This is a genomic window from Pseudomonas sp. HS6 (genome assembly GCF_023375815.1).
Taxonomy (GTDB): Bacteria; Pseudomonadota; Gammaproteobacteria; order Pseudomonadales; family Pseudomonadaceae; genus Aquipseudomonas.
In genome coordinates, this window is the sequence record NZ_CP067412.1 from 155103 (window position 1) to 173578 (window position 18476).

At 61.9% G+C, this 18476-nt stretch carries 18 protein-coding genes; 4 read left to right on the forward strand and 14 right to left on the reverse strand.

Features of this window, described 5'->3' with window-relative positions; translation table 11 throughout:
- The first annotated feature begins 81 nt into the window (after positions 1 to 81).
- A complete protein-coding gene (locus tag JJN09_RS00780) occupies positions 82 to 864 on the forward strand; it encodes an aldolase (RefSeq protein ID WP_102622181.1) in 783 nt (260 codons plus the stop codon).
- A gap of 26 nt (positions 865 to 890) precedes the next feature.
- The gene (locus JJN09_RS00785; protein ID WP_249485042.1) at positions 891 to 1772 is read left to right on the forward strand and encodes a dihydrodipicolinate synthase family protein; all 882 of its coding nucleotides are present in this window, start codon (positions 891 to 893) and stop codon (positions 1770 to 1772) included.
- 129 nt (positions 1773 to 1901) lie between these two features.
- On the opposite strand, the gene JJN09_RS00790 is transcribed toward JJN09_RS00785, so the two are convergent.
- Together JJN09_RS00790 and JJN09_RS00795 are read right to left on the reverse strand one after the other, a co-directional pair.
- Positions 1902 to 2246, reverse strand: a complete 345-nt coding sequence (locus tag JJN09_RS00790; RefSeq protein WP_249485043.1) for a YegP family protein — start codon at positions 2244 to 2246, stop codon at positions 1902 to 1904.
- Between the two features lie 22 nt (positions 2247 to 2268).
- Complete coding sequence (locus JJN09_RS00795) at positions 2269 to 2850, reverse strand: DJ-1/PfpI family protein (RefSeq protein ID WP_007957909.1); 582 nt, start codon at positions 2848 to 2850, stop codon at positions 2269 to 2271.
- A 169-nt stretch (positions 2851 to 3019) separates the two neighbouring features.
- Between JJN09_RS00795 and JJN09_RS00800 the strand changes: the two genes are divergently transcribed.
- Positions 3020 to 3934 carry a DMT family transporter gene (locus JJN09_RS00800; protein WP_096819455.1) on the forward strand — a complete coding sequence of 305 codons (915 nt, stop codon included), beginning with the start codon at positions 3020 to 3022 and terminating at the stop codon, positions 3932 to 3934.
- Here JJN09_RS00800 and JJN09_RS00805 read toward each other — a convergent pair.
- The 4 genes from JJN09_RS00805 to JJN09_RS00820 all read right to left on the reverse strand — a co-directional run bounded on the left by JJN09_RS00805 (position 3924) and on the right by JJN09_RS00820 (position 7482).
- Entirely contained in the window at positions 3924 to 5150 is a 1227-nt protein-coding gene (locus tag JJN09_RS00805; protein WP_249485044.1) for an SAM-dependent methyltransferase, read from the reverse strand. The two genes, JJN09_RS00800 and JJN09_RS00805, sit on opposite strands and share 11 nt — an antisense overlap.
- A gap of 311 nt (positions 5151 to 5461) precedes the next feature.
- Positions 5462 to 6079 carry a TPM domain-containing protein gene (locus JJN09_RS00810; protein ID WP_249485045.1) on the reverse strand — a complete coding sequence of 206 codons (618 nt, stop codon included), beginning with the start codon at positions 6077 to 6079 and terminating at the stop codon, positions 5462 to 5464.
- 28 nt (positions 6080 to 6107) lie between these two features.
- A complete protein-coding gene (locus tag JJN09_RS00815) occupies positions 6108 to 6860 on the reverse strand; it encodes a YgcG family protein (RefSeq protein ID WP_249485046.1) in 753 nt (250 codons plus the stop codon).
- Positions 6861 to 6873: 13 nt separating this feature from the next.
- On the reverse strand, positions 6874 to 7482 hold the full coding sequence (locus JJN09_RS00820) for a LemA family protein (RefSeq protein ID WP_007957897.1): 609 nt from the start codon (positions 7480 to 7482) through the stop codon (positions 6874 to 6876).
- A 260-nt stretch (positions 7483 to 7742) separates the two neighbouring features.
- On the opposite strand from JJN09_RS00820, the gene bglX reads away from it, so the two are divergent.
- The gene (gene bglX / locus JJN09_RS00825) at positions 7743 to 10034 is read left to right on the forward strand and encodes a beta-glucosidase BglX (protein WP_249485047.1); all 2292 of its coding nucleotides are present in this window, start codon (positions 7743 to 7745) and stop codon (positions 10032 to 10034) included.
- Positions 10035 to 10189: 155 nt separating this feature from the next.
- Here the strand turns inward: bglX and JJN09_RS00830 are convergent, their stop codons facing one another.
- From JJN09_RS00830 to JJN09_RS00865, 8 genes are all read right to left on the reverse strand, one after another.
- Positions 10190 to 11347 (reverse strand): phosphatidylserine/phosphatidylglycerophosphate/cardiolipin synthase family protein, encoded by a 1158-nt coding sequence (locus tag JJN09_RS00830; RefSeq protein ID WP_249485048.1) that lies wholly within the window; start codon positions 11345 to 11347, stop codon positions 10190 to 10192.
- Position 11348: 1 nt separating this feature from the next.
- Positions 11349 to 11939: a YceI family protein gene (locus tag JJN09_RS00835; RefSeq protein ID WP_249485049.1), complete on the reverse strand. Its 591-nt coding sequence runs from the start codon at positions 11937 to 11939 to the stop codon at positions 11349 to 11351.
- Between the two features lie 81 nt (positions 11940 to 12020).
- Positions 12021 to 12791, reverse strand: coding sequence for an IclR family transcriptional regulator (locus JJN09_RS00840; protein WP_249485050.1), 771 nt, complete (start codon positions 12789 to 12791; stop codon positions 12021 to 12023).
- A gap of 59 nt (positions 12792 to 12850) precedes the next feature.
- Entirely contained in the window at positions 12851 to 14308 is a 1458-nt protein-coding gene (locus tag JJN09_RS00845) for an amidase (protein ID WP_249485051.1), read from the reverse strand.
- On the reverse strand, positions 14305 to 15615 hold the full coding sequence (locus JJN09_RS00850; protein ID WP_249485052.1) for a citrate-proton symporter: 1311 nt from the start codon (positions 15613 to 15615) through the stop codon (positions 14305 to 14307). The genes JJN09_RS00845 and JJN09_RS00850 overlap by 4 nt, the downstream gene beginning before the upstream one ends.
- 79 nt (positions 15616 to 15694) lie before the next feature.
- The gene (locus tag JJN09_RS00855) at positions 15695 to 16870 is read right to left on the reverse strand and encodes a M20 aminoacylase family protein (protein ID WP_249485053.1); all 1176 of its coding nucleotides are present in this window, start codon (positions 16868 to 16870) and stop codon (positions 15695 to 15697) included.
- Positions 16871 to 17013: 143 nt separating this feature from the next.
- Positions 17014 to 17316, reverse strand: a complete 303-nt coding sequence (locus JJN09_RS00860; protein WP_249485054.1) for an amidase — start codon at positions 17314 to 17316, stop codon at positions 17014 to 17016.
- Entirely contained in the window at positions 17313 to 18392 is a 1080-nt protein-coding gene (locus JJN09_RS00865; protein WP_249485055.1) for a serine hydrolase, read from the reverse strand. The genes JJN09_RS00860 and JJN09_RS00865 overlap by 4 nt, the downstream gene beginning before the upstream one ends.
- Positions 18393 to 18476: the final 84 nt, after the last annotated feature.

Consider the following 18476-nt stretch of genomic DNA (forward strand, 5'->3'; position numbering starts at 1 on the left):
GACGATTTGTCCTTGCCAATGACACAAAGTGTCATATAGCCTCTTAAGTGTCATCCATGGCAACCACCACAGGACACGGATATGGCGAAGACATTAGCACTACCCAAAGACGAACTGGTCAAGCAAGCGCTGACCCAGATGCAAAAAAGCCTGGCGGATAATACGTGGACGGACCGGCAAAAGCTGGCCCTGACCTGCCGGATCCTCTTCGAAAGCGGCCACGATTCGGGCCTCGCCGGGCAGATTACCGCCCGTGGTCCGCAGCCGGGCACTTACTACACTCAGCAACTGGGCCTGGGTTTCGATGAAATCACCGCGAGCAATCTGCTGCTGGTCAACGAAGACCTGGAGGTGCTCGAGGGCCACGGCATGGCCAACCCGGCCAACCGTTTCCACAGCTGGGTGTACCGCGCCCGGCCGGACGTGAACTGCATCATCCACACCCACCCGACGCACATTGCCGCGCTGTCGATGCTCGAAGTACCGTTGCAGATTTCCCACATGGACCTGTGTCCGCTGTACGACGATTGCGCGTTCCTTGAAGGCTGGCCGGGTGTGCCGGTGGGCAACGAAGAAGGCGAGTTGATTGCCGGCGCGTTGGGCGACAAACGGGCGATCCTGCTTTCCCACCACGGTCAGTTGTCCACCGGTACGACCATCGAGGAAGCGTGTGTCATCGCGCAACTGATCGAGCGCGCCGCCAAACTGCAATTGCTGGCGATGGCCGCCGGGACGATCAAACCGATCATTCCCGAACTGGGTCGCGAGGCGCACGACTGGGTGTCGAAACCCAAACGCCACGCTGCCGCATTCAACTACTACGCCCGGCAGAACCTGCGCCAACACGCCGATTGCCTGAACTGAACACCTCATCCTTGCGGAGCACTCTCATGTCCAACATTCACGGCATCATCGGCTACACCATCACCCCGTTCAGCGCCCATGGCGAAGGTCTTGATCTGCCGGCCCTGGGTCGTTCGATCGATCGGCTGATCGACGGCGGCGTCCATGCCATCGCGCCGCTGGGCAGCACCGGCGAAGGCGCCTACCTGAGCGATGCGGAGTGGGACCAGGTCGCCGAATTCAGCATCAAGCACGTGGCCAAACGCGTGCCGACCGTGGTCAGCGTGTCCGACCTGACCACCGCCAAAGCCGTACGCCGTGCACGCTTTGCCGAAGCTCACGGCGCCGATGTGGTGATGGTGCTGCCGGCGTCTTACTGGAAGCTCACCGAGGCGGAAATCCTCGCCCATTACCGTGCCATCGGCGACAGCATCGGCGTGCCGATCATGCTCTACAACAACCCGGCCACCAGCGGCACCGACATGTCGGTGGAGCTGATCCTGCGCATCGTCAACGGCGTGGAAAACGTGACCATGGTCAAGGAGAGCACCGGCGACATCCAGCGCATGCACAAGCTGCAACTGCTCGGCGAAGGCCGGGTGCCGTTCTACAACGGCTGCAATCCGCTGGCGCTGGAGGCCTTTGCGGCCGGGGCCAAGGGCTGGTGCACGGCGGCGCCGAACCTGATTCCGCAACTCAATCTGGATCTGTACGAAGCCACACTGGCGGGGGATCTGGGCAAGGCGCGGGAGCTGTTCTACCGCCAGTTGCCGCTGCTGGACTTCATTCTCAAGGGCGGCTTGCCGGCGACGATCAAGGCCGGGCTGCGTGACACCGGGCTGGAAGTCGGCGATCCACGTTTGCCGGTGTTCCCGTTGAGCGAGGCCGGGCGCAATCAGTTGCAGGTCATTCTCAAAACCCTGGGCTGACCTTCAGCCACACAAAAAACCTGTGGGAGCCGGGCTTGCCCGCGATGAGGCCATAACATTCAACACTGGTGTTGACTGATATATCGCCATCGCGGGCAAGCCCGGCTCCCACAGGGATATGTATTGAATTCAGAGGACGGGCAGGGTTTTGTCCTTGATCACTTTGGTCGGCCCGTTGGCCTTCACGGCAGCAATGCCTTTGGCGCACGCCGCGTCCGATGAATACGACTCGCTGCTGCCAATGATCTGGTGATTGGCAGCCTTGAGGTTGAAGTACGGATGCCCGTCCTTCGTCGATTTCTTCTCGTAACGCTCGTCCAGCGGACTGTTGGCCTGCACCGAGGCGATGCCGTTGTCGGCGGCGCTGCGGGTGGTGTAGAGCTCGCTGGTCAGAATCGTTTCGGCATTCGCCGCTTTCAGCACGAACCTGAACTGGCCATTGCTGCTTTTACTGACTTCGTACCATCCGGACATACTGTTTCTCCTTTTCGAGGTGTCACAGGGTGATTTTGGTCCCAAGCAAACCAAGGAAACCGGCCAGCCATTTCGGATGCGCCGGCCAGGCGGGAGCCGTGGCCAGATTGCCCTGGACATGGCCGTCCGTGACCGGGATGTCGATGTAGGTACCGCCGGCCAGCCGCACTTCCGGGGCACAGGCCGGATAGGCGCTGCACTCTCGGCCCTCGAGAATCCCCGCCGCCGCCAGCAGTTGCGCGCCATGGCAGACAGCAGCAATCGGCTTGCCGGCCTTGTCGAAGGCTCGCACCAGTTCCAGGACTTTTTCGTTCAGCCGCAGGTATTCCGGCGCGCGACCACCGGGCACCAGCAACGCGTCGTAATCCTTGGCATCGACCTTGGCGAAATCGAAGTTCAGGGCAAACTGGTGACCGGGTTTCTCGCTGTAGGTCTGGTCGCCTTCGAAGTCATGGATCGCGGTGCGCACGGTCTTGCCGGCGGCCTTGTCCGGGCACACGGCGTGCACGGTGTGACCGACCATTTGCAGGGCCTGGAACGGCACCATCACTTCGTAGTCTTCGACGTAATCGCCGACCAGCATCAGAATCTTTTTCGCGGCCATGGACAGGACTCCTCTGGTGAATGCACAGGAGTATTCAAAGTAGCCCAAGGACCGCGATGCCGTTCGCAAACTGTATGGATAACTCTGCGCCTAGCTGTAACAGCCCGATTGCCGCGGTTTGTGGCTAGATGAAGACACCTCCCTGTCACCTTCGAATCTGGTTTATCTCATGTCTTCGCGCGAAAACACCGGCATGGCCCTCGGCCTGCTCGGCGTGGTGATTTTCAGCCTTACCCTGCCCTTCACCCGCATCGTGGTGCAGGAACTGCACCCGCTGCTCAACGGCCTCGGCCGCGCGTTGTTCGCGGCAATTCCGGCGGCACTGCTGTTGTTGTGGCGACGGGAAAAGTGGCCGACCTGGCAGCAGGTCAAAGGCCTGAGTCTGGTGATCGCCGGGGTGATTCTCGGTTTCCCGGTGCTCTCCGCGTGGGCCATGCAGACGTTGCCAGCGTCCCACGGCGCGCTGGTCAACGGTTTACAGCCGCTGTGCGTGGCGCTGTACGCCGCATGGCTGTCCCATGAACGACCGTCGAAAGCCTTCTGGGCCTGCGCCGCGCTGGGCAGTGCGCTGGTGCTGGGTTATGCGCTGTACACCGGCGCCGGCAGCATTCAGGCCGGGGATTTGTTGATGTTGGGTGCGATTGCGGTGGGCGGTCTGGGTTATGCCGAGGGCGGACGCCTGGCCCGGGAGATGGGCGGATGGCAGGTGATCTGCTGGGCGCTGGTGCTGTCGACGCCGTTGTTGATCGGCCCGGTGTTGTATCTGGCGATCCAGCATCAGGGCGCGGTGTCGACGAAAACCTGGTGGGCCTTCGGCTACGTCGCGCTGTTTTCGCAGTTCCTGGGGTTCTTCGCCTGGTACGCCGGCCTGGCCATGGGCGGCATTGCCCGGGTCAGTCAGATCCAGTTGTTGCAGATCTTCTTCACCATCGCGTTTTCCGCACTGTTCTTCGGGGAACACGTGGAGCCGATCACCTGGCTGTTCGCCTGTGGCGTGATCGCGACGGTGATGCTCGGGCGCAAGACCGCGGTGCGCCCGGCTCAACCGGGCACGTTACCGGCCGGGGTTCAGCTCAAGCCTTGAGCGGCAGCAGGCCATCGGCAAGCAGCAGCGTTTCGAGACAGTGCTCGCTGATCTGGTAGAACGCTTTCAGTTCCTGGATTTTCACCAGCAGCTGAGTCGGGTCCACAGGCTCGGCGCGCTTCACCGCCAGAATCATCTTGTTCTTGTTGGTGTGGTCCAGGGAGATGAACTCGAACACCTTGGTCTCGTAACCGCAGGCTTCGAGGAACAGCGCACGCAGACTGTCGGTGACCATTTCCGCCTGCTGGCCCAGATGCAGACCGTATTGCAGCATCGGTTTGAGCAGCGCCGGGCTCTGGATCTGCAAGCGGATCTGTTTGTGGCAGCACGGCGAGCACATGATGATCGATGCGCCGGAACGGATACCGGTGTGGATCGCGTAGTCGGTGGCGATGTCGCAGGCATGCAGGGCGATCATCACCTCCAGCTCGCTCGGCGCCACGCTGCGCACATCGCCACACTTGAACACCAACCCCGGGTGTTCGAGTTTCGTAGCGGCGGCGTTGCACAGGTTGACCATCTCTTCACGCAGCTCGACGCCGGTGACTTCGCCCTCGGCCTTTAACGTGTTGCGCAGATAGTCATGAATGGCGAACGTCAGGTAACCCTTGCCCGAACCGAAATCCGCCACCCGCACCGGTTTGTCCAGAGCCAGCGGCGAGGACGTCAGGGCGTGGCTGAACACTTCGATGAACTTGTTGATCTGCTTCCACTTGCGCGACATCGCCGGGATCAGCTCGTGTTGCGCGTTGGTCACGCCCAGGTCCTTGAGGAACGGCCGGTTCAGATCGAGGAAGCGGTTCTTCTCGCGGTTATGCTCGGCGGACGGCACTTCGCGCAATTGCTGGGGTTTGCTCATGAACAGCGAACTCTTGCCCTTTTTGCTGTATTCGAGCTGAGCTTCGTCAGTCAGCGCCAGCAAATGCGCATTTTTGAACGCCGCCGGCAGCAGCCCGGCAATCGTCGCCACCGCTTCGTCCAGCGGCAGGTTCTTGGTGATGTCGCGGGTCTTGTAGCGATAAACGAACGACAGGCACGGCTGTGCCTTGACCGTCACCGGCTTGATGATGATCCGCTGCAAGTCCGCTTCTTCGCCGACGTACTTGGCCAGCACCAGTTTGATGAAGCCGTTCTGTTCGAGGCTGGTTTGCAGCAGCTCGATGAACTGGGCGTGGTGATCGGGGGCCGGTTTGGCAGATGGGGTGGTAACGGACATGAGAAAAAGCGGCCTCGGACGGGCAAATCGGGAATGGCCGCTATTTTAGGGGGGATGGGGGTTGGGGACACGCTCTTATTTACCGAACGGTTTTTAAAAGCGGCCCTCACCCTAGCCCTCTCCCGGAGGGAGAGGGGACCGATTGGGGGATATTGAGGAGGTACACCGACTTGAACGAGTGCACGTGAATCCATAATCGACTCGATATTTCAGGTCGATGGATAGCGGCAGACAACTCGGTCGGCTCCCTCTCCCACCGGGAGAGGGCTGGGGTGAGGGCTGCGATCTCAAGTCCTATAAAACTGCCGAAACTACCCCAACACCACCAACCGATTCGGCAACTCATTCCTCACCTGCGTCACCGGCACATGCACCTTGAGCAATTCCCCGCACGCCTCGATACAGGTCACGAAGCCCTGCAACGTCTGCCCCTGCCGCACCTGCTCGGTAAACACCGCAACAATCGAATCCCAGCTCTTGTTATCCAGTTTTTTGGAAATCCCTTCATCCACCAGAATTTCCACATACCGCTCGGCCTCGCAGACAAAAATCAGCATGCCGGTGCTGCCCACCGTGTGATGCAGGTTCTGTTCGAGAAACTGCCGACGCGCCAGGTTCGAGGCGCGCCAGTGGCGGACATGGCGAGGGATCAGATGGGTGGTGACCTTGGGCAGGCGAAACACCAGGCACAGCACGACAAAACTGACCCACTGCACCAGCAGCAGGCTGTGCATCGTCAGCCACCCGGTCAGGTAGTGCACGATGCCCGGGACCACCAGCGCCAGCAAGCTGCCCCACAGCAGCGGGATGTATGCGTAGTCGTCGGCGCGGGCCGCGAGCACCGTCACCAGCTCGGCGTCGGTGTCGCGCTCGACCCGGGCGATGGCCTCGGCGACTTTGCGTTGTTCGTGTTCAGTCAGTAATGCCATGTCGTGAAGTGCCTGCTCATTATTGTTATCACCAGCCGCCGGAGGATCCGCCCCCGCCGAAACTGCCACCGCCGCCGCTGAAGCCCCCGCCTCCACCGCCGCCGCCAAAACCTCCGCCACCAAAGCCGCCCCCTCCTCCGGAGCCGCCCCGGCCGGCGGGAAGGATACCGAGCATCTGGCAGACAAAAACAGTCAGGATGAACAACATCACCAGAAATACAAACAGCGCCGGGTGCCGCGAGACAAAATCGTCCGACGGATCGCCAGCCGATTCATACACCGTGGAAGGTTCGTCCAGCGGATTACCGCCCAGCACCACCAGCATCGCCGCGACACCGTCGCTGATGCCCTTGCTGAAATTACCCGCCTTGAACGACGGCGTGATCACCTGATGGATGATCACCGAACTCTGGGCATCGGTGAGGCGATCCTCCAGCCCGTAGCCGACTTCGATGCGCAATTTGCGCTCGTCCCGGGCGACGATCAACAGTGCGCCGTTGTTCTTGTCCTTCTGGCCGATGCCCCAGTGCCGCCCGAGTTCGACGCCGTAGTCCTCGATGGTGGAACCTTGCAGGTTCGGCAACGTCACGACCACCAACTGCTCGCCGGTCGCCTGCTCGTGGGCCTGCAACTGTTGATTCAGTTGCGCGCGTACCGACGGCTCGATCATCTGCGCGTCGTCCACCACCCGTCCGGTCAGCGCCGGAAAGGTCAACTCGGCCCGGGCGCTGACGGCGAACAGCCACAGCATCAGCACCAGGCCCATCTTCAACACACGCATGGGCATCCCCGGCTCAGAACTTCACTTCCGGGGCCTTGTCCGCGCCGGGGCTGGTGGCTTCAAAGGTTTCGCGGATCGGCAAGTCGCTGTACATCACGCTGTGCCACAGGCGACCGGGAAAGGTGCGAATCTCGGTGTTGTATTTCTGCACCGCCAGAATGAAATCCCGGCGGGCCACGGCGATGCGGTTTTCCGTGCCTTCAAGTTGCGATTGCAGGGCGAGGAAGTTCTGGTTGGCCTTCAGGTCCGGATAACGCTCGGACACCACCATCAAGCGGCTCAAGGCACCGGTCAGTTGATCCTGGGCCTGCTGGAACTGCTTGAGTTTTTCCGGGTTGTCGAGGGTGCTGGCATCGACCTGGATCGACGTCGCCTTGGCCCGGGCCTCGATGACGGCGGTCAGAGTTTCTTCCTCATGCTTGGCGTAACCCTTCACGGTTTCCACTAGATTGGGGATCAGGTCGGCGCGGCGCTGATACTGGTTCTGCACCTGGCCCCAGGCGGCCTTGGCCTGTTCGTCGAGGGTGGGAATGTTGTTGATGCCGCAGGCGGTCAACAACGTGGCCAGCACCAGCAAGGTGGCGACCTGCAAACGCGAGCGGTAGACAGGACTGACATTCATCGGACGGGTGCTCCCTTGCACATTTCATGAATAATGACTCGCGAAACATTCTCAGCCGACGGTTGGGGCATAATCGCCCGCGCCACTGGATTGCGGCGGGCCGATGGGCTAAAAAGAGGCCCTGCGCGATCACGTCGCCGAAAATTTCGACGTACATTCGGCTGTCGTTTTCTGAATCAGCACCCGAACAACAATAGTCGCTCCCTAAATTTTGGCTGGCCGGCATTGCAACGCCGTTTAGGCCCTTGAGAAAACTATTCATGAAGAAGCTGTGTTTGCTGGGCCTGTTCGTCAGCCTGGCCAGTCATCAAGTACTGGCCGCCACGACCCCGGTACCCCTGGAAAACAAGGACGCGTTCATCAGCAACCTGATGAAGCAAATGACCCTCGACGAGAAGATCGGCCAGTTGCGCCTGATCAGCATCGGCCCGGAAATGCCGCGCGAACTGATCCGTAAAGAGATCGCCGCTGGCAACATCGGTGGCACGTTCAACTCGATCACCCGCCCGGAAAACCGTCCGATGCAGGACGCTGCCATGCGCAGCCGCCTGAAGATCCCGATGTTTTTCGCGTACGACGTGATCCACGGTCACCGTACGATTTTCCCGATTCCCCTGGCCCTGGCGTCGAGCTGGGACATGGACGCCATCGGTCAGTCCGGGCGCGTTGCCGCCAAGGAAGCCGCAGCCGACAGTCTCGACATCACCTTCGCGCCGATGGTCGACATTTCCCGCGACCCGCGCTGGGGCCGCAGCTCCGAAGGTTTCGGTGAAGACACCTACCTGACCTCGCGCATTGCCAAAGTCATGGTCAAGGCCTATCAGGGCGACACGCCGAGCGCGGCCGACAGCATCATGGCCAGCGTCAAGCACTTCGCCCTGTATGGCGCGGTCGAGGGTGGTCGCGACTACAACACCGTGGACATGAGCCCGGTGAAGATGTACCAGGATTACCTTCCGCCGTACCGCGCTGCGATTGATGCCGGCGCCGGTGGCGTGATGGTCGCGTTGAACTCGATCAACGGTATCCCGGCCACCGCCAACACCTGGCTGATGAACGATTTGCTGCGCAAGGACTGGGGCTTCAAGGGTCTGGCGGTCAGCGACCACGGCGCGATCTTCGAGCTGATCAAACACGGCGTGGCCGCCGACGGTCGTGAAGCCGCGAAACTGGCGATCAAGGCCGGCATCGACATGAGCATGAACGACACCCTGTACGGCAAAGAACTGCCGGGGCTGCTCAAGTCCGGCGAAATCGAACAGAAAGACATCGACAACGCCGTGCGTGAAGTGCTCGGGGCCAAGTACGACATGGGCCTGTTCAAGGACCCGTACCTGCGCATCGGCAAGGCTGAAGACGATCCGGTCGACACCTACGCCGACAGCCGTCTGCACCGCGCCGACGCCCGTGACGTCGCCCGTCGCAGCCTGGTACTGCTGAAGAACCAGAACGAAACCCTGCCGCTGAAGAAAACCGCGAAAGTCGCGCTGGTCGGCCCGCTGGCCAAGGCGCCGATCGACATGATGGGCAGTTGGGCCGCTGCTGGTCGTCCGGCGCAATCGGTCACTCTGTTCGATGGTATGAGCAGCGTCATCGGCGACAAGTCGAACCTGATCTACGCCCGTGGTGCCAACATCACCAGCGACAAGAAGGTCCTCGACTACCTGAACTTCCTCAACTTCGATGCGCCGGAAGTGGTCGATGACCCGCGCCCGGCCAACGTGCTGATCGACGAAGCGGTGAAAGCCGCCAAGGACGCTGACGTAATCGTTGCGGCCGTGGGCGAGTCCCGTGGCATGTCCCACGAATCGTCCAGCCGTACCGACCTGAACATCCCGGAAAACCAGCGCGAGCTGATCCGTGCCCTGAAAGCCACCGGCAAGCCGTTGGTGCTGGTGCTGATGAACGGCCGTCCGCTGACGATCCTTCAGGAAAAAGAACAGGCTGACGCGATTCTGGAAACCTGGTTCAGCGGCACCGAGGGCGGCAACGCCATTGCCGACGTGCTGTTCGGCGACTACAACCCGTCGGGCAAACTGCCAGTGACCTTCCCGCGTTCCGTGGGCCAGATCCCGACCTACTACAACCACCTGAGCATTGGCCGGCCGTTCACGCCGGGCAAACCGGGCAACTACACCTCGCAGTATTTCGATGACACCACCGGGCCCCTGTTCCCGTTCGGCTACGGCCTGAGCTACACCGATTTCAGCCTGAGCGACATGGCGCTGTCGTCGACCACCCTGAACACCACCGGCAAGCTCGACGCCAGTGTCACGGTGAAAAACACCGGCAAACGTGACGGCGAAACCGTGGTGCAGCTGTACATCCAGGACGTCACCGGCTCGATGATCCGTCCGGTCAAGGAGCTGAAGAACTTCCAGAAAATCATGCTCAAGGCCGGCGAGCAGAAAGTCGTGCACTTCACCATCACCGAAGATGACCTGAAGTTCTACAACGCCCAGCTCAAGTACGCGGCAGAGCCTGGCAAGTTCAACGTGCAGATCGGCCTGGATTCCCAGGACGTGACGCAGCAGAGCTTTGAATTGCTGTAACAGTTGTCACACTGCAAAAACCTGTGGGAGCTGGCTTGCCAGCGATGGCGGACGGACAGTCAACGAAGATGTTGAATGTGCCGGCCTCATCGCTGGCAAGTCGAGTCGTCGCACCGCAGCTCCCACAGGTCCTTATAAAGGTATGAAAACTGCGACTATCCGCGTCTATCCAACAGGTTGACCACCACCCGATCCACCCAGCCCCAGATCCGCTGCTTCACCCGCCGCCACAATGGCCGGCGCTGCCATTCCTCCAGACTCACTTGCTGACTCAGGCCGAAGTCATTCTCGAAACTCCCCACCACCGCGGCCGTCAGTGACGGATCCAGCGCCTCCAGATTCGCCTCAAGGTTGAAGCGCAGGTTCCAGTGATCGAAATTGCACGAACCGATGCTCACCCAATCGTCCACCAACACCATTTTCAGGTGCAGGAAACACGGCTGATATTCGAAGATCTTCACCCCGGCCTTGAGCAGGCGCGGGTAGTAGCGATGCCCGGCGTAACGGACCGACGGGTGATCGGTGCGCGGCCCGGTGAGCAGCAGGCGCACGTCGAGGCCACGAGCGGCAGCCTTGCGCAGGGAGCGGCGGATTTTCCAGGTCGGCAGGAAGTACGGCGTCGCCAACCAGATGCGCTTCTGGCCGCTGTTCAGCGCGCGGAACAGCGATTGCAGAATGTCGCGATGCTGGCGGGCGTCGGCGTAGGCCACGCGGCCCATGCCCTCGCCCGTGTCGGGTACACGCGGCAACCGCGGCAGGCCGAAATTCGCATGGGGCTTCCAGGCGCGTCGATGGCGGTTAGCGATCCATTGGCGGTCGAACAGCAATTGCCAGTCGAGCACCAAGGGGCCCGTGATCTGCACCATCACTTCGTGCCATTCGCTGGTGTCGTGGCCCGGCGTCCAGAATTCGTCGGTCACCCCGGTGCCGCCGACCACCGCCAGACGCTGATCGACCAGCAACAGCTTGCGGTGGTCGCGATAGAAATTACCGACCCAGCGCCGCCAGTTCAGGCGATTGTAAAAACGCAGCTCGACACCGGCGAGCGTCAGGCGCTGACGCAAGGTCAGGGTAAAAGCCAGGCTGCCGTAATCATCGAACAGGCAACGCACCCGCACGCCCCGCTCCGCCGCCAGCACCAGCGCCTGAACCACGGTTTCGGCACAGGCGCCGGCCTCCACCAGGTACAGCTCCAGTTCGATCTGTTCATGGGCGCGGGCGATTTCTTCGAGCATGCGCGGGAAGAATTGCGGGCCGTCGATCAACAGTTCGAAGCGATTGCCGTCACGCCACGGAAACACTGCGCCGCGCATGTCAGCGCGCCGTGAAGATCAGCACCGCACCCACCGGCACCGACAGACTGATGGCCGACAGGCCGGCCATGTTGCGCAAGCTTTCCAGGCCCGACAGCAGATCGAAATCCTCGGCGCTGATCACCAGCGGCTCCAGCGTTACCACTTGAAAGCGTCGGTCATCGAGGCGCGTGGCGAGCAGTTCGGCGGGGTATTCGTGCTGTTTGCCGTGCAGGTTGACGGTCAACGACAGGCGCAATTCAAGCTGCGCGCCGGGGGCCAGATCATTGATCGGGCGCAGGTCGATTTGCGTGGTGATGGTCGCTTCGGGGAATTGCTCGATCTGGAACAGTTCCTTGCGCATGCGCTCGTCACGCAGCGGGATGCCGCTGTTGATCGAGTCCAGCTCGACCTCGACTTCGGCGCGGCCATCGGGATCGACTTTGCCGTGCAGCACCAGAAAACGCTGCACCTCGGAAATATTGGCGTTTTTCGTGCTGACGAACGACAGCCGCGACGACTCGCCGTCCAGATACCAGTTGGCCTGGGCCGGCAGCGTAGCGGCGCCCAGCAGCAGGCCCGCCAAGGCGTTGCACAGAGAACGGTTGAACATTGAAGACTCGTGGGGCCGATAAACCTGCACGAACCTTAACTGCCTGTGGCGGTATTGCAAACTGTCAGTCAGTGCAAACACTCAGGCCAGCACCTGTTGCACCTCGCCAATAGTCGCCGCGAGGCTGTTGAGGTGCAGGCTCAGCACCCGCTCCACCGGCGCCTGATCCATCGGCCAGTGCAGCGCCATGCTGCCGACCAATCGCCCTTGCGCACGAATCGGCAACGCCACCGCGCGAATCAGGAACGGCAGGCGCACCGGGTATTCCCAATAGCCTTCGGTACGCTGGCCGAAGCCCTGATGCAAGGCTTGCTCGGTGGCCTGGAACACACCGTCATCCGCCAACTGTTCGCGTTCGGCCAGACGTTTCACGTCCTGGCTGTCGAGTTCGCCAAGACAGGCGCGGCCCATCGCCGAATGGAACAGGCTCGCGTGATGGCCGACGATCTGGCAGTTAGTTGGATAGCGTTTGCGCAGCACTTGCGGGATCGCGCTTTCCATCACTTCGACCCGTTCGCCGTCGAAACACGACAGATCCGCCACCAGCCCGGTGCGTTCGCTCAACTCCAACAACATCGGTGCGGCGCTTTCGACCAGATGACGCTTGAAGCGTTGCTGACGATCACCGAACAGGCGCTTGGCACACAACCGGTAGCGGCGGTCGCTGAGGCCGCGATAGATCCAGCCCTGTTCCTGCAAGGTCGCGAGCATCCGCGACACCGTGGCCTTGGGCAAAGAGGTCAGATAGTGCAATTCCTCCAGCCCCAACGCCTGATGCTCGCCGAGCAACTCGACGATGGCCAGCGCCCGTTCGACCGAGCGCACGCTGCCGGTGTCTGCCTTGCTGCCCATGTGTTCGCCCTCCATGGATGCGGATGAAAGATCACTTCGTGCAGCAAGATGCGGGCCGCTCAGGCCGATTGCAGGCATGTCGGCGGTCGCCGCTCGACCCAGCGCGTCAGTTGCTCATGAGCATAGGCCAGTTGCAGCACCGCCCGATCCGCCTGGGCCGGGCCGATGATTTGCAGGCCCATCGGCAGCCCGGCCGAGTTGAAACCCACCGGCACGCTGATGCTCGGCAGCCCCGCCAGGGTCGGGCCGATCACCACTTCCATCCAGCGGTGATAGGTGTCCATGGTCTGCCCGCCGACGACTCGCGGCCATGGTTGTTGTGCATCAAAAGGGAACACTTGGGCGGTGGGCAGGAGCAGGAAATCGTAACGCTCGAACAATTCGTTCAACGCGCGATACCACTCGCTGCGAGCGACCGACGCCTGATAGACCTCGGCAGCGGTCAGATGCAGACCGCCCTCGATTTCCCATTGCGCTTCGGGTTTGAGCAACGCCCGTTTTTGCGGATCGGCATACGCCGCGCCGAGGCTGCCCTGCACGAGGAAATGCCGATGTGTGAGCCAGGTCTGCCACAAGCGGTCCATGGAAAAGTCCGGCTGACAGGCCTCGACGTGACAACCCAATGCACTGAAATCCACCAGCGCCGATTCGCACAGGCTCAACACGCCGTCGTCCATCGGCAGATAGCCATTGTAATCACCGAGCCAGCCGAGGCGCACGTCGGTGAAGTCCTGTTGCAGATCCAGCCCGAAATCCCGTGGCTCATCAGCCAGCGACAGCGGCACGCGCGGATCGTAACCAGCCTGAGTCGAGAGTAGCCGTGCAACATCGATGACCGTACGGCCCATCGGCCCTTCGGTGGCCAGTTGCTGGACGAACACTTCCGGCATCGGGCCGTGAGGCACGCGGCCCTGGGACGGGCGGAAGCCGAACACATTGTTGAACGCCGCCGGGTTGCGCAGCGAGCCCATCATGTCGCTGCCATCGGCCACTGGCAGCAGGCGCAGGGCCAGCGCCACCGCCGCCCCGCCGCTGCTGCCGCCGGCAATCAGAGTCGGATCGTAGGCGTTAGTGGTGGTGCCAAACACACTGTTGTAGGTCTGCGAGCCGAGGCCGAATTCCGGGACGTTGCTCTTACCGATGATGATCGCCCCACAACCCCGAACCCGCGCCACGCTGATCGCATCGTGTTCCGGTACTTGCTCGGCGAACAGCGGCGAACCCAGGGTCGTGCGTAACCCGGCGGTGGCCGCCAGATCCTTGATAGCCTGGGGCATGCCGTGCATCCAGCCTCGGGACTCGCCGCGATCCAGTTGCCGGTCGCACTCATCGGCTTCGCGTAGCAGCACGTCTTGCGGGCGCAGCGAGACTAGCGCGTTGACCGCCGGATTGAAGCGATCAATGTGCGTCAGATACGCCTGCATCACCTCGCGGCACGACACCTTGCGGGCATGAATCGCCCGGGACAGCGCATCGGCGTCGAGGGCGACAATCGGATCAATGGCTAACGGACTCACGGTTTCACTCCCAGGTTGAGCGCAACGGATTTCTTCGCACGCGGGGCCTCCTGCAAACAGTAAGTACCGAGCAGGGTCAGCAGGCAAGCGAACAAGACATAGAACGACGGCGCCACCGGGGTGTTCAGTACTTTGGTCAGCCAGGTGACGATCAGCGGCGCGAAACCACCGAACACCATCACCGCCACGTTGTAGGCCACCGACACGCCAGTGGAGCGCACTTCAATCGGAAACTGCTCGGCCAGCGCCGTCGGGGCCGGGCCGAAGAACCCGCCAATCGCCGTGCAAAGCAACAGTTGCATCACCAGCAAGCGCTCGATCGAAGGCGCCGCAGCGACCCACACATACAGCGGATAGACCATGACGAAAAACGCGAGGGTGAACGCCATCAACACCGGCCGCCGACCGAGGCGATCCGACAGTGCGCCGGAGAGCGGAATCACCACGGTCATCAACCCCACCGCGAGCATCTGCACCAGCAGCACCTGATCCAGCGGCAGGCCGAGGTTCTTGTGGGCGAAGGTCGGCATGTTCACCAGCACCACGTAGAACGACACCGTCGCGCCGCACGCCAGGCCCATCGACACCAGCAGGCTGCGGCGATGTTCACGCAACACCTGCCACAGGCCCGGCGCTGCACCTTTGACCTTCTTGCGCGCCTCGAGAAACTCCTCCGGCTCTTCCATGTGCTTGCGGATCCACAAGCCCACCGGGCCGATCAACAGACCGAGCACGAACGGAATCCGCCAGCCCCAACTGTCCAGCGCCTCGGGGGAAAACAGATGTGTGACCAGCGCCACCATCGCTGCGCCGCTGAACACCGCCAGGCATTGCCCGACCAGTTGCCACGAACCGTACAGGCCCTTGCGATGGGCCGGCGCACTCTCCACCAGAAACGCCGTGGCGCTGGCGTATTCACCGCCCGTGGCAAAGCCCTGAAGCATCCGCGCCACCACGATCAGCAACGGCGCGCCCATGCCGATGGCGGCGTAGTTCGGTGCGAACGCGATCAAGGCGATGGAGACGGTCATCAGGCGGATGATCATCTGCATCGCCGCCTTGCGACCTTTGCGGTCGGAGTAGATGCCGAGCAGGATGCCGCCCACCGGGCGCATGAAAAAGCCGACGCCGAAAGTCGCCAGCGCCATCAACAGCGAAGCGTAGTCGTCGTCGGACGGGAAAAACTGCCGGGCGATAATGCTCGCCAGAAAGCCGTAAACGATGAAGTCGTACCATTCCAGGGCGTTGCCGATGACGGCGGCGATCACTTGCCGAGTGCGCGAAACACCGGAGTTCGAAGTCTGCATGGGGATTCTCCAGAAGCTGTTGGTTGACCACGCAGGCACGTGCGCACCTGCGTTCCAGCGGCAGCAAAAAGTGAAGAAATCAGGCCGGCTTGAGCCAGCTCTCGGTGAGCGCACCCCAATACGCCGCGCCGGTCAGCAGAATGTCATCGTTGAAGTCGTAGGCCGGGTTATGCACCATCGGACGCGCCACGCCATTGCCGATGAACAGGTAGGCGCCGGGGCAGCGCTGGAGCATCCAGGCAAAGTCTTCGCTGCCCATCAGTTTCGGTGTGTTGCCATCCACGGCGTCGGCGCCGACCAGTTCGACGCCGACCTGACGGGCGAACTCGGTTTCGGCGGCATGGTTGACCAGCACCGGGTAGGCCGGGCGGTGTTCGATGGTCGAGGTGCAGCCGAAGCTTTCGGCCTGGGCTTCGATGATCGAGCGCACACGGTTAAGGGTCTGCTCGCGGACCTCGGCGTTCAGCGCACGCAGGCTCAGGCGCAGGATGGCTTGCTGCGGAATCACGTTCGCCGCCTCGCCGGCCTGCAACGCACCGACCGTCACCACCGCCGCCTGTTGCGCATCGATGTTGCGCGCGACCACGGTTTGCAAAGCCATGACCACACTGGCCGCCGCGACCAGCGGATCCACCGCCAGATGCGGCATCGAGCCGTGGCCACCGACGCCTTCAATCGTCACCGTGAGCAAATCCTGCGAAGCCATCATCGGCCCTTCGCGAAAGCCCAGATGCCCCGCCGGCAGGCCCGGCATGTTGTGCATGCCGAACAACGCGTCGCACGGGAAGCGTTCGAGCAAACCATCGGCGAGCATCGCTTCGGCCCCGCCCTGCCCCTCTTCGGCGGGCTGGAAAATCAGCGTCAGGGTGCCGTCGAACTGACGGGTCGCCGCCAGATAACGCGCCGCACCGAGCAGCATCGCAGTGTGCCCGTCATGCCCGCAGGCGTGCATGCAGCCTTGATGACGACTGCTGTAGGCAACGCCGGTGTTCTCGATGATCGGCAGCGCATCCATGTCGGCCCGCAGTCCGAGCCTGCGTGAACTGCTGCCGTTGCGCAGCACGCCGACCACGCCGGTCTTGCCGACGCCGGTATGGACTTCATAGCCCCATTCTTCGAGTGACTTAGCGACCAGCGCCGAGGTGCGGCTTTCCTCGAAACCGAGTTCAGGGTGGGCGTGAATGTCTTGGCGGGTGGCGTGCAGGTCGCTGGCCACGTCGTTGAGCCAGGCCAGAATGTGCTGATGTCGGGGCATGACGGTTCTCCTCGCGCGGGTGTTCCCGGTCTTGTTGTTCGGTGTTGTTTCACGACACGTGAACGGCAGGTCGTGCTCACCGCCAGATAACCGCGAGACACGCGAGAGGACAATCGAATGTGGTTCCACAGGGTGGAACCGGATCAGGGTTGCAGGCGACAGCCCTGGCGTTCGCCTTGCCATTGGGCGCTATTGCTGCGCCCCATGCCGCTGGCGGTGACTAGTTTTTGCGTTCGGTCATCGGTCAGTTCGCTGGGCAACCACTGCTTCACGTAACCCCGGCAATACTCGGCATCGTTGTTCATCACGTAGCGGCACGAACAATATTCCTTGGCGGTGTAGGCGCTGATGATGTCGGGGAAGGCCCACAGGTTTTCGCGCTCGTGCCAGCCCCAGCCCAGCAGCACAATCAACAGAATCAGCAGGATGCGTCTGAACAGTTTCATGGCCACACCGCCCCAAGCACACGCTTGAGCAATTCGTTGTGGCGATAGCTGCCGTCGCGGTCATCGGCGTAGCGCACGATCACCAGTTTTTCGCTTGGGATCACGTACAGCGCCTGCCCCCAGTGACCGAGGGCGGCGAAGGTGTCGGGCGGTGCGTCGGGCCATGGCGAGGCGGCTCCATCCGCCGGGCGATTCAGCCACCACTGACCGCCGGGCACGGCTTCGTCCTGATTAGCCTTGTAGCCGGCGAAGGGTTGCCGGTTGAAAGCGACCCAATCTTTGGGCAACAACTGCCGGTCGTTCCAGCGTCCGTCACGTTCCATCAACAGGCCGATTCGCGCCAGATCCCGGGCCGTCAGGTAAGCGTATGAAGACGCGACGAAGGTGCCCGTGGCATCGGTTTCCCATGTGGCATGGCGGATGCCCAAAGGATCGAAAAGTGCCGTCCATGGATAGTCGGGATACCGCTGCGGGCCGACGATGTTTTTCAGTGCCGCCGCCAACAGATTGCTGTCGCCGCTGGAATAGCGGAACGCCTGACCCGCTGGTGCGTAGCTGTCGTGATTGGCGGTGAACGCAGCCATGTCGCGATGACCACGAGTGTAGAGCATCGCCACCACCGAGGATTTCAGCGGGGCGTATTCATAGTCTTCCTGCCAGTCGATACCCGAGGCCCAGTGCAGCAGATCCTTGATCGTGATGGCCGGGTGTTTTTCCAGCGCCGGGTAAAACGTTGCTGCCGGATCATCGAGTTTGAACAAGCCTTCGCCGTACGCCACACCGAGCACCGTGGCCATCAGGCTTTTGCTGATCGACCAGGTCAGGTGCGGGGTGTCGGCGGTGGTTGCGCCGGCGTAGCGTTCGTAGATGAGTTGGCCGTCGCGGATCACCAGCAACGCATCGGTGCGTATGCCCTGGCGGGTGCTTTCATCGCGGGTCGGGAAGGCGTAGGCCTCCAATGTATCGACGGCGGGACCGGTGATTTTCGCGCCGATCGGCCATTGCTCGCCCGGCCATTGTTCGGCCTGAACCGTGAAGCTGATCAGCAGCAGAAACAGGGACAGGCCTTTGAACATGGTGAGGGCTCTTGGGGAGAACCTGCTGAGGGTAGTCAGGGTTGATGACAAATTTGAGATTTTAGCTGCCCATGAGATCGCCAT

Coding starts and splice junctions, on each gene's coding strand:
- JJN09_RS00780 (WP_102622181.1), top strand. CDS start 82: ATGGCGAAGACATTAGCACTACCCAAAGACGAACTGGTCAAGCAAGCG.
- JJN09_RS00785 (WP_249485042.1), top strand. CDS start 891: ATGTCCAACATTCACGGCATCATCGGCTACACCATCACCCCGTTCAGC.
- JJN09_RS00790 (WP_249485043.1), bottom strand. CDS start 2,246: ATGTCCGGATGGTACGAAGTCAGTAAAAGCAGCAATGGCCAGTTCAGG.
- JJN09_RS00795 (WP_007957909.1), bottom strand. CDS start 2,850: ATGGCCGCGAAAAAGATTCTGATGCTGGTCGGCGATTACGTCGAAGAC.
- JJN09_RS00800 (WP_096819455.1), top strand. CDS start 3,020: ATGTCTTCGCGCGAAAACACCGGCATGGCCCTCGGCCTGCTCGGCGTG.
- JJN09_RS00805 (WP_249485044.1), bottom strand. CDS start 5,150: ATGTCCGTTACCACCCCATCTGCCAAACCGGCCCCCGATCACCACGCC.
- JJN09_RS00810 (WP_249485045.1), bottom strand. CDS start 6,079: ATGGCATTACTGACTGAACACGAACAACGCAAAGTCGCCGAGGCCATC.
- JJN09_RS00815 (WP_249485046.1), bottom strand. CDS start 6,860: ATGCGTGTGTTGAAGATGGGCCTGGTGCTGATGCTGTGGCTGTTCGCC.
- JJN09_RS00820 (WP_007957897.1), bottom strand. CDS start 7,482: ATGAATGTCAGTCCTGTCTACCGCTCGCGTTTGCAGGTCGCCACCTTG.
- bglX (WP_249485047.1), top strand. CDS start 7,743: ATGAAGAAGCTGTGTTTGCTGGGCCTGTTCGTCAGCCTGGCCAGTCAT.
- JJN09_RS00830 (WP_249485048.1), bottom strand. CDS start 11,347: ATGCGCGGCGCAGTGTTTCCGTGGCGTGACGGCAATCGCTTCGAACTG.
- JJN09_RS00835 (WP_249485049.1), bottom strand. CDS start 11,939: ATGTTCAACCGTTCTCTGTGCAACGCCTTGGCGGGCCTGCTGCTGGGC.
- JJN09_RS00840 (WP_249485050.1), bottom strand. CDS start 12,791: ATGGGCAGCAAGGCAGACACCGGCAGCGTGCGCTCGGTCGAACGGGCG.
- JJN09_RS00850 (WP_249485052.1), bottom strand. CDS start 15,615: ATGCAGACTTCGAACTCCGGTGTTTCGCGCACTCGGCAAGTGATCGCC.
- JJN09_RS00855 (WP_249485053.1), bottom strand. CDS start 16,870: ATGCCCCGACATCAGCACATTCTGGCCTGGCTCAACGACGTGGCCAGC.
- JJN09_RS00860 (WP_249485054.1), bottom strand. CDS start 17,316: ATGAAACTGTTCAGACGCATCCTGCTGATTCTGTTGATTGTGCTGCTG.
- JJN09_RS00865 (WP_249485055.1), bottom strand. CDS start 18,392: ATGTTCAAAGGCCTGTCCCTGTTTCTGCTGCTGATCAGCTTCACGGTT.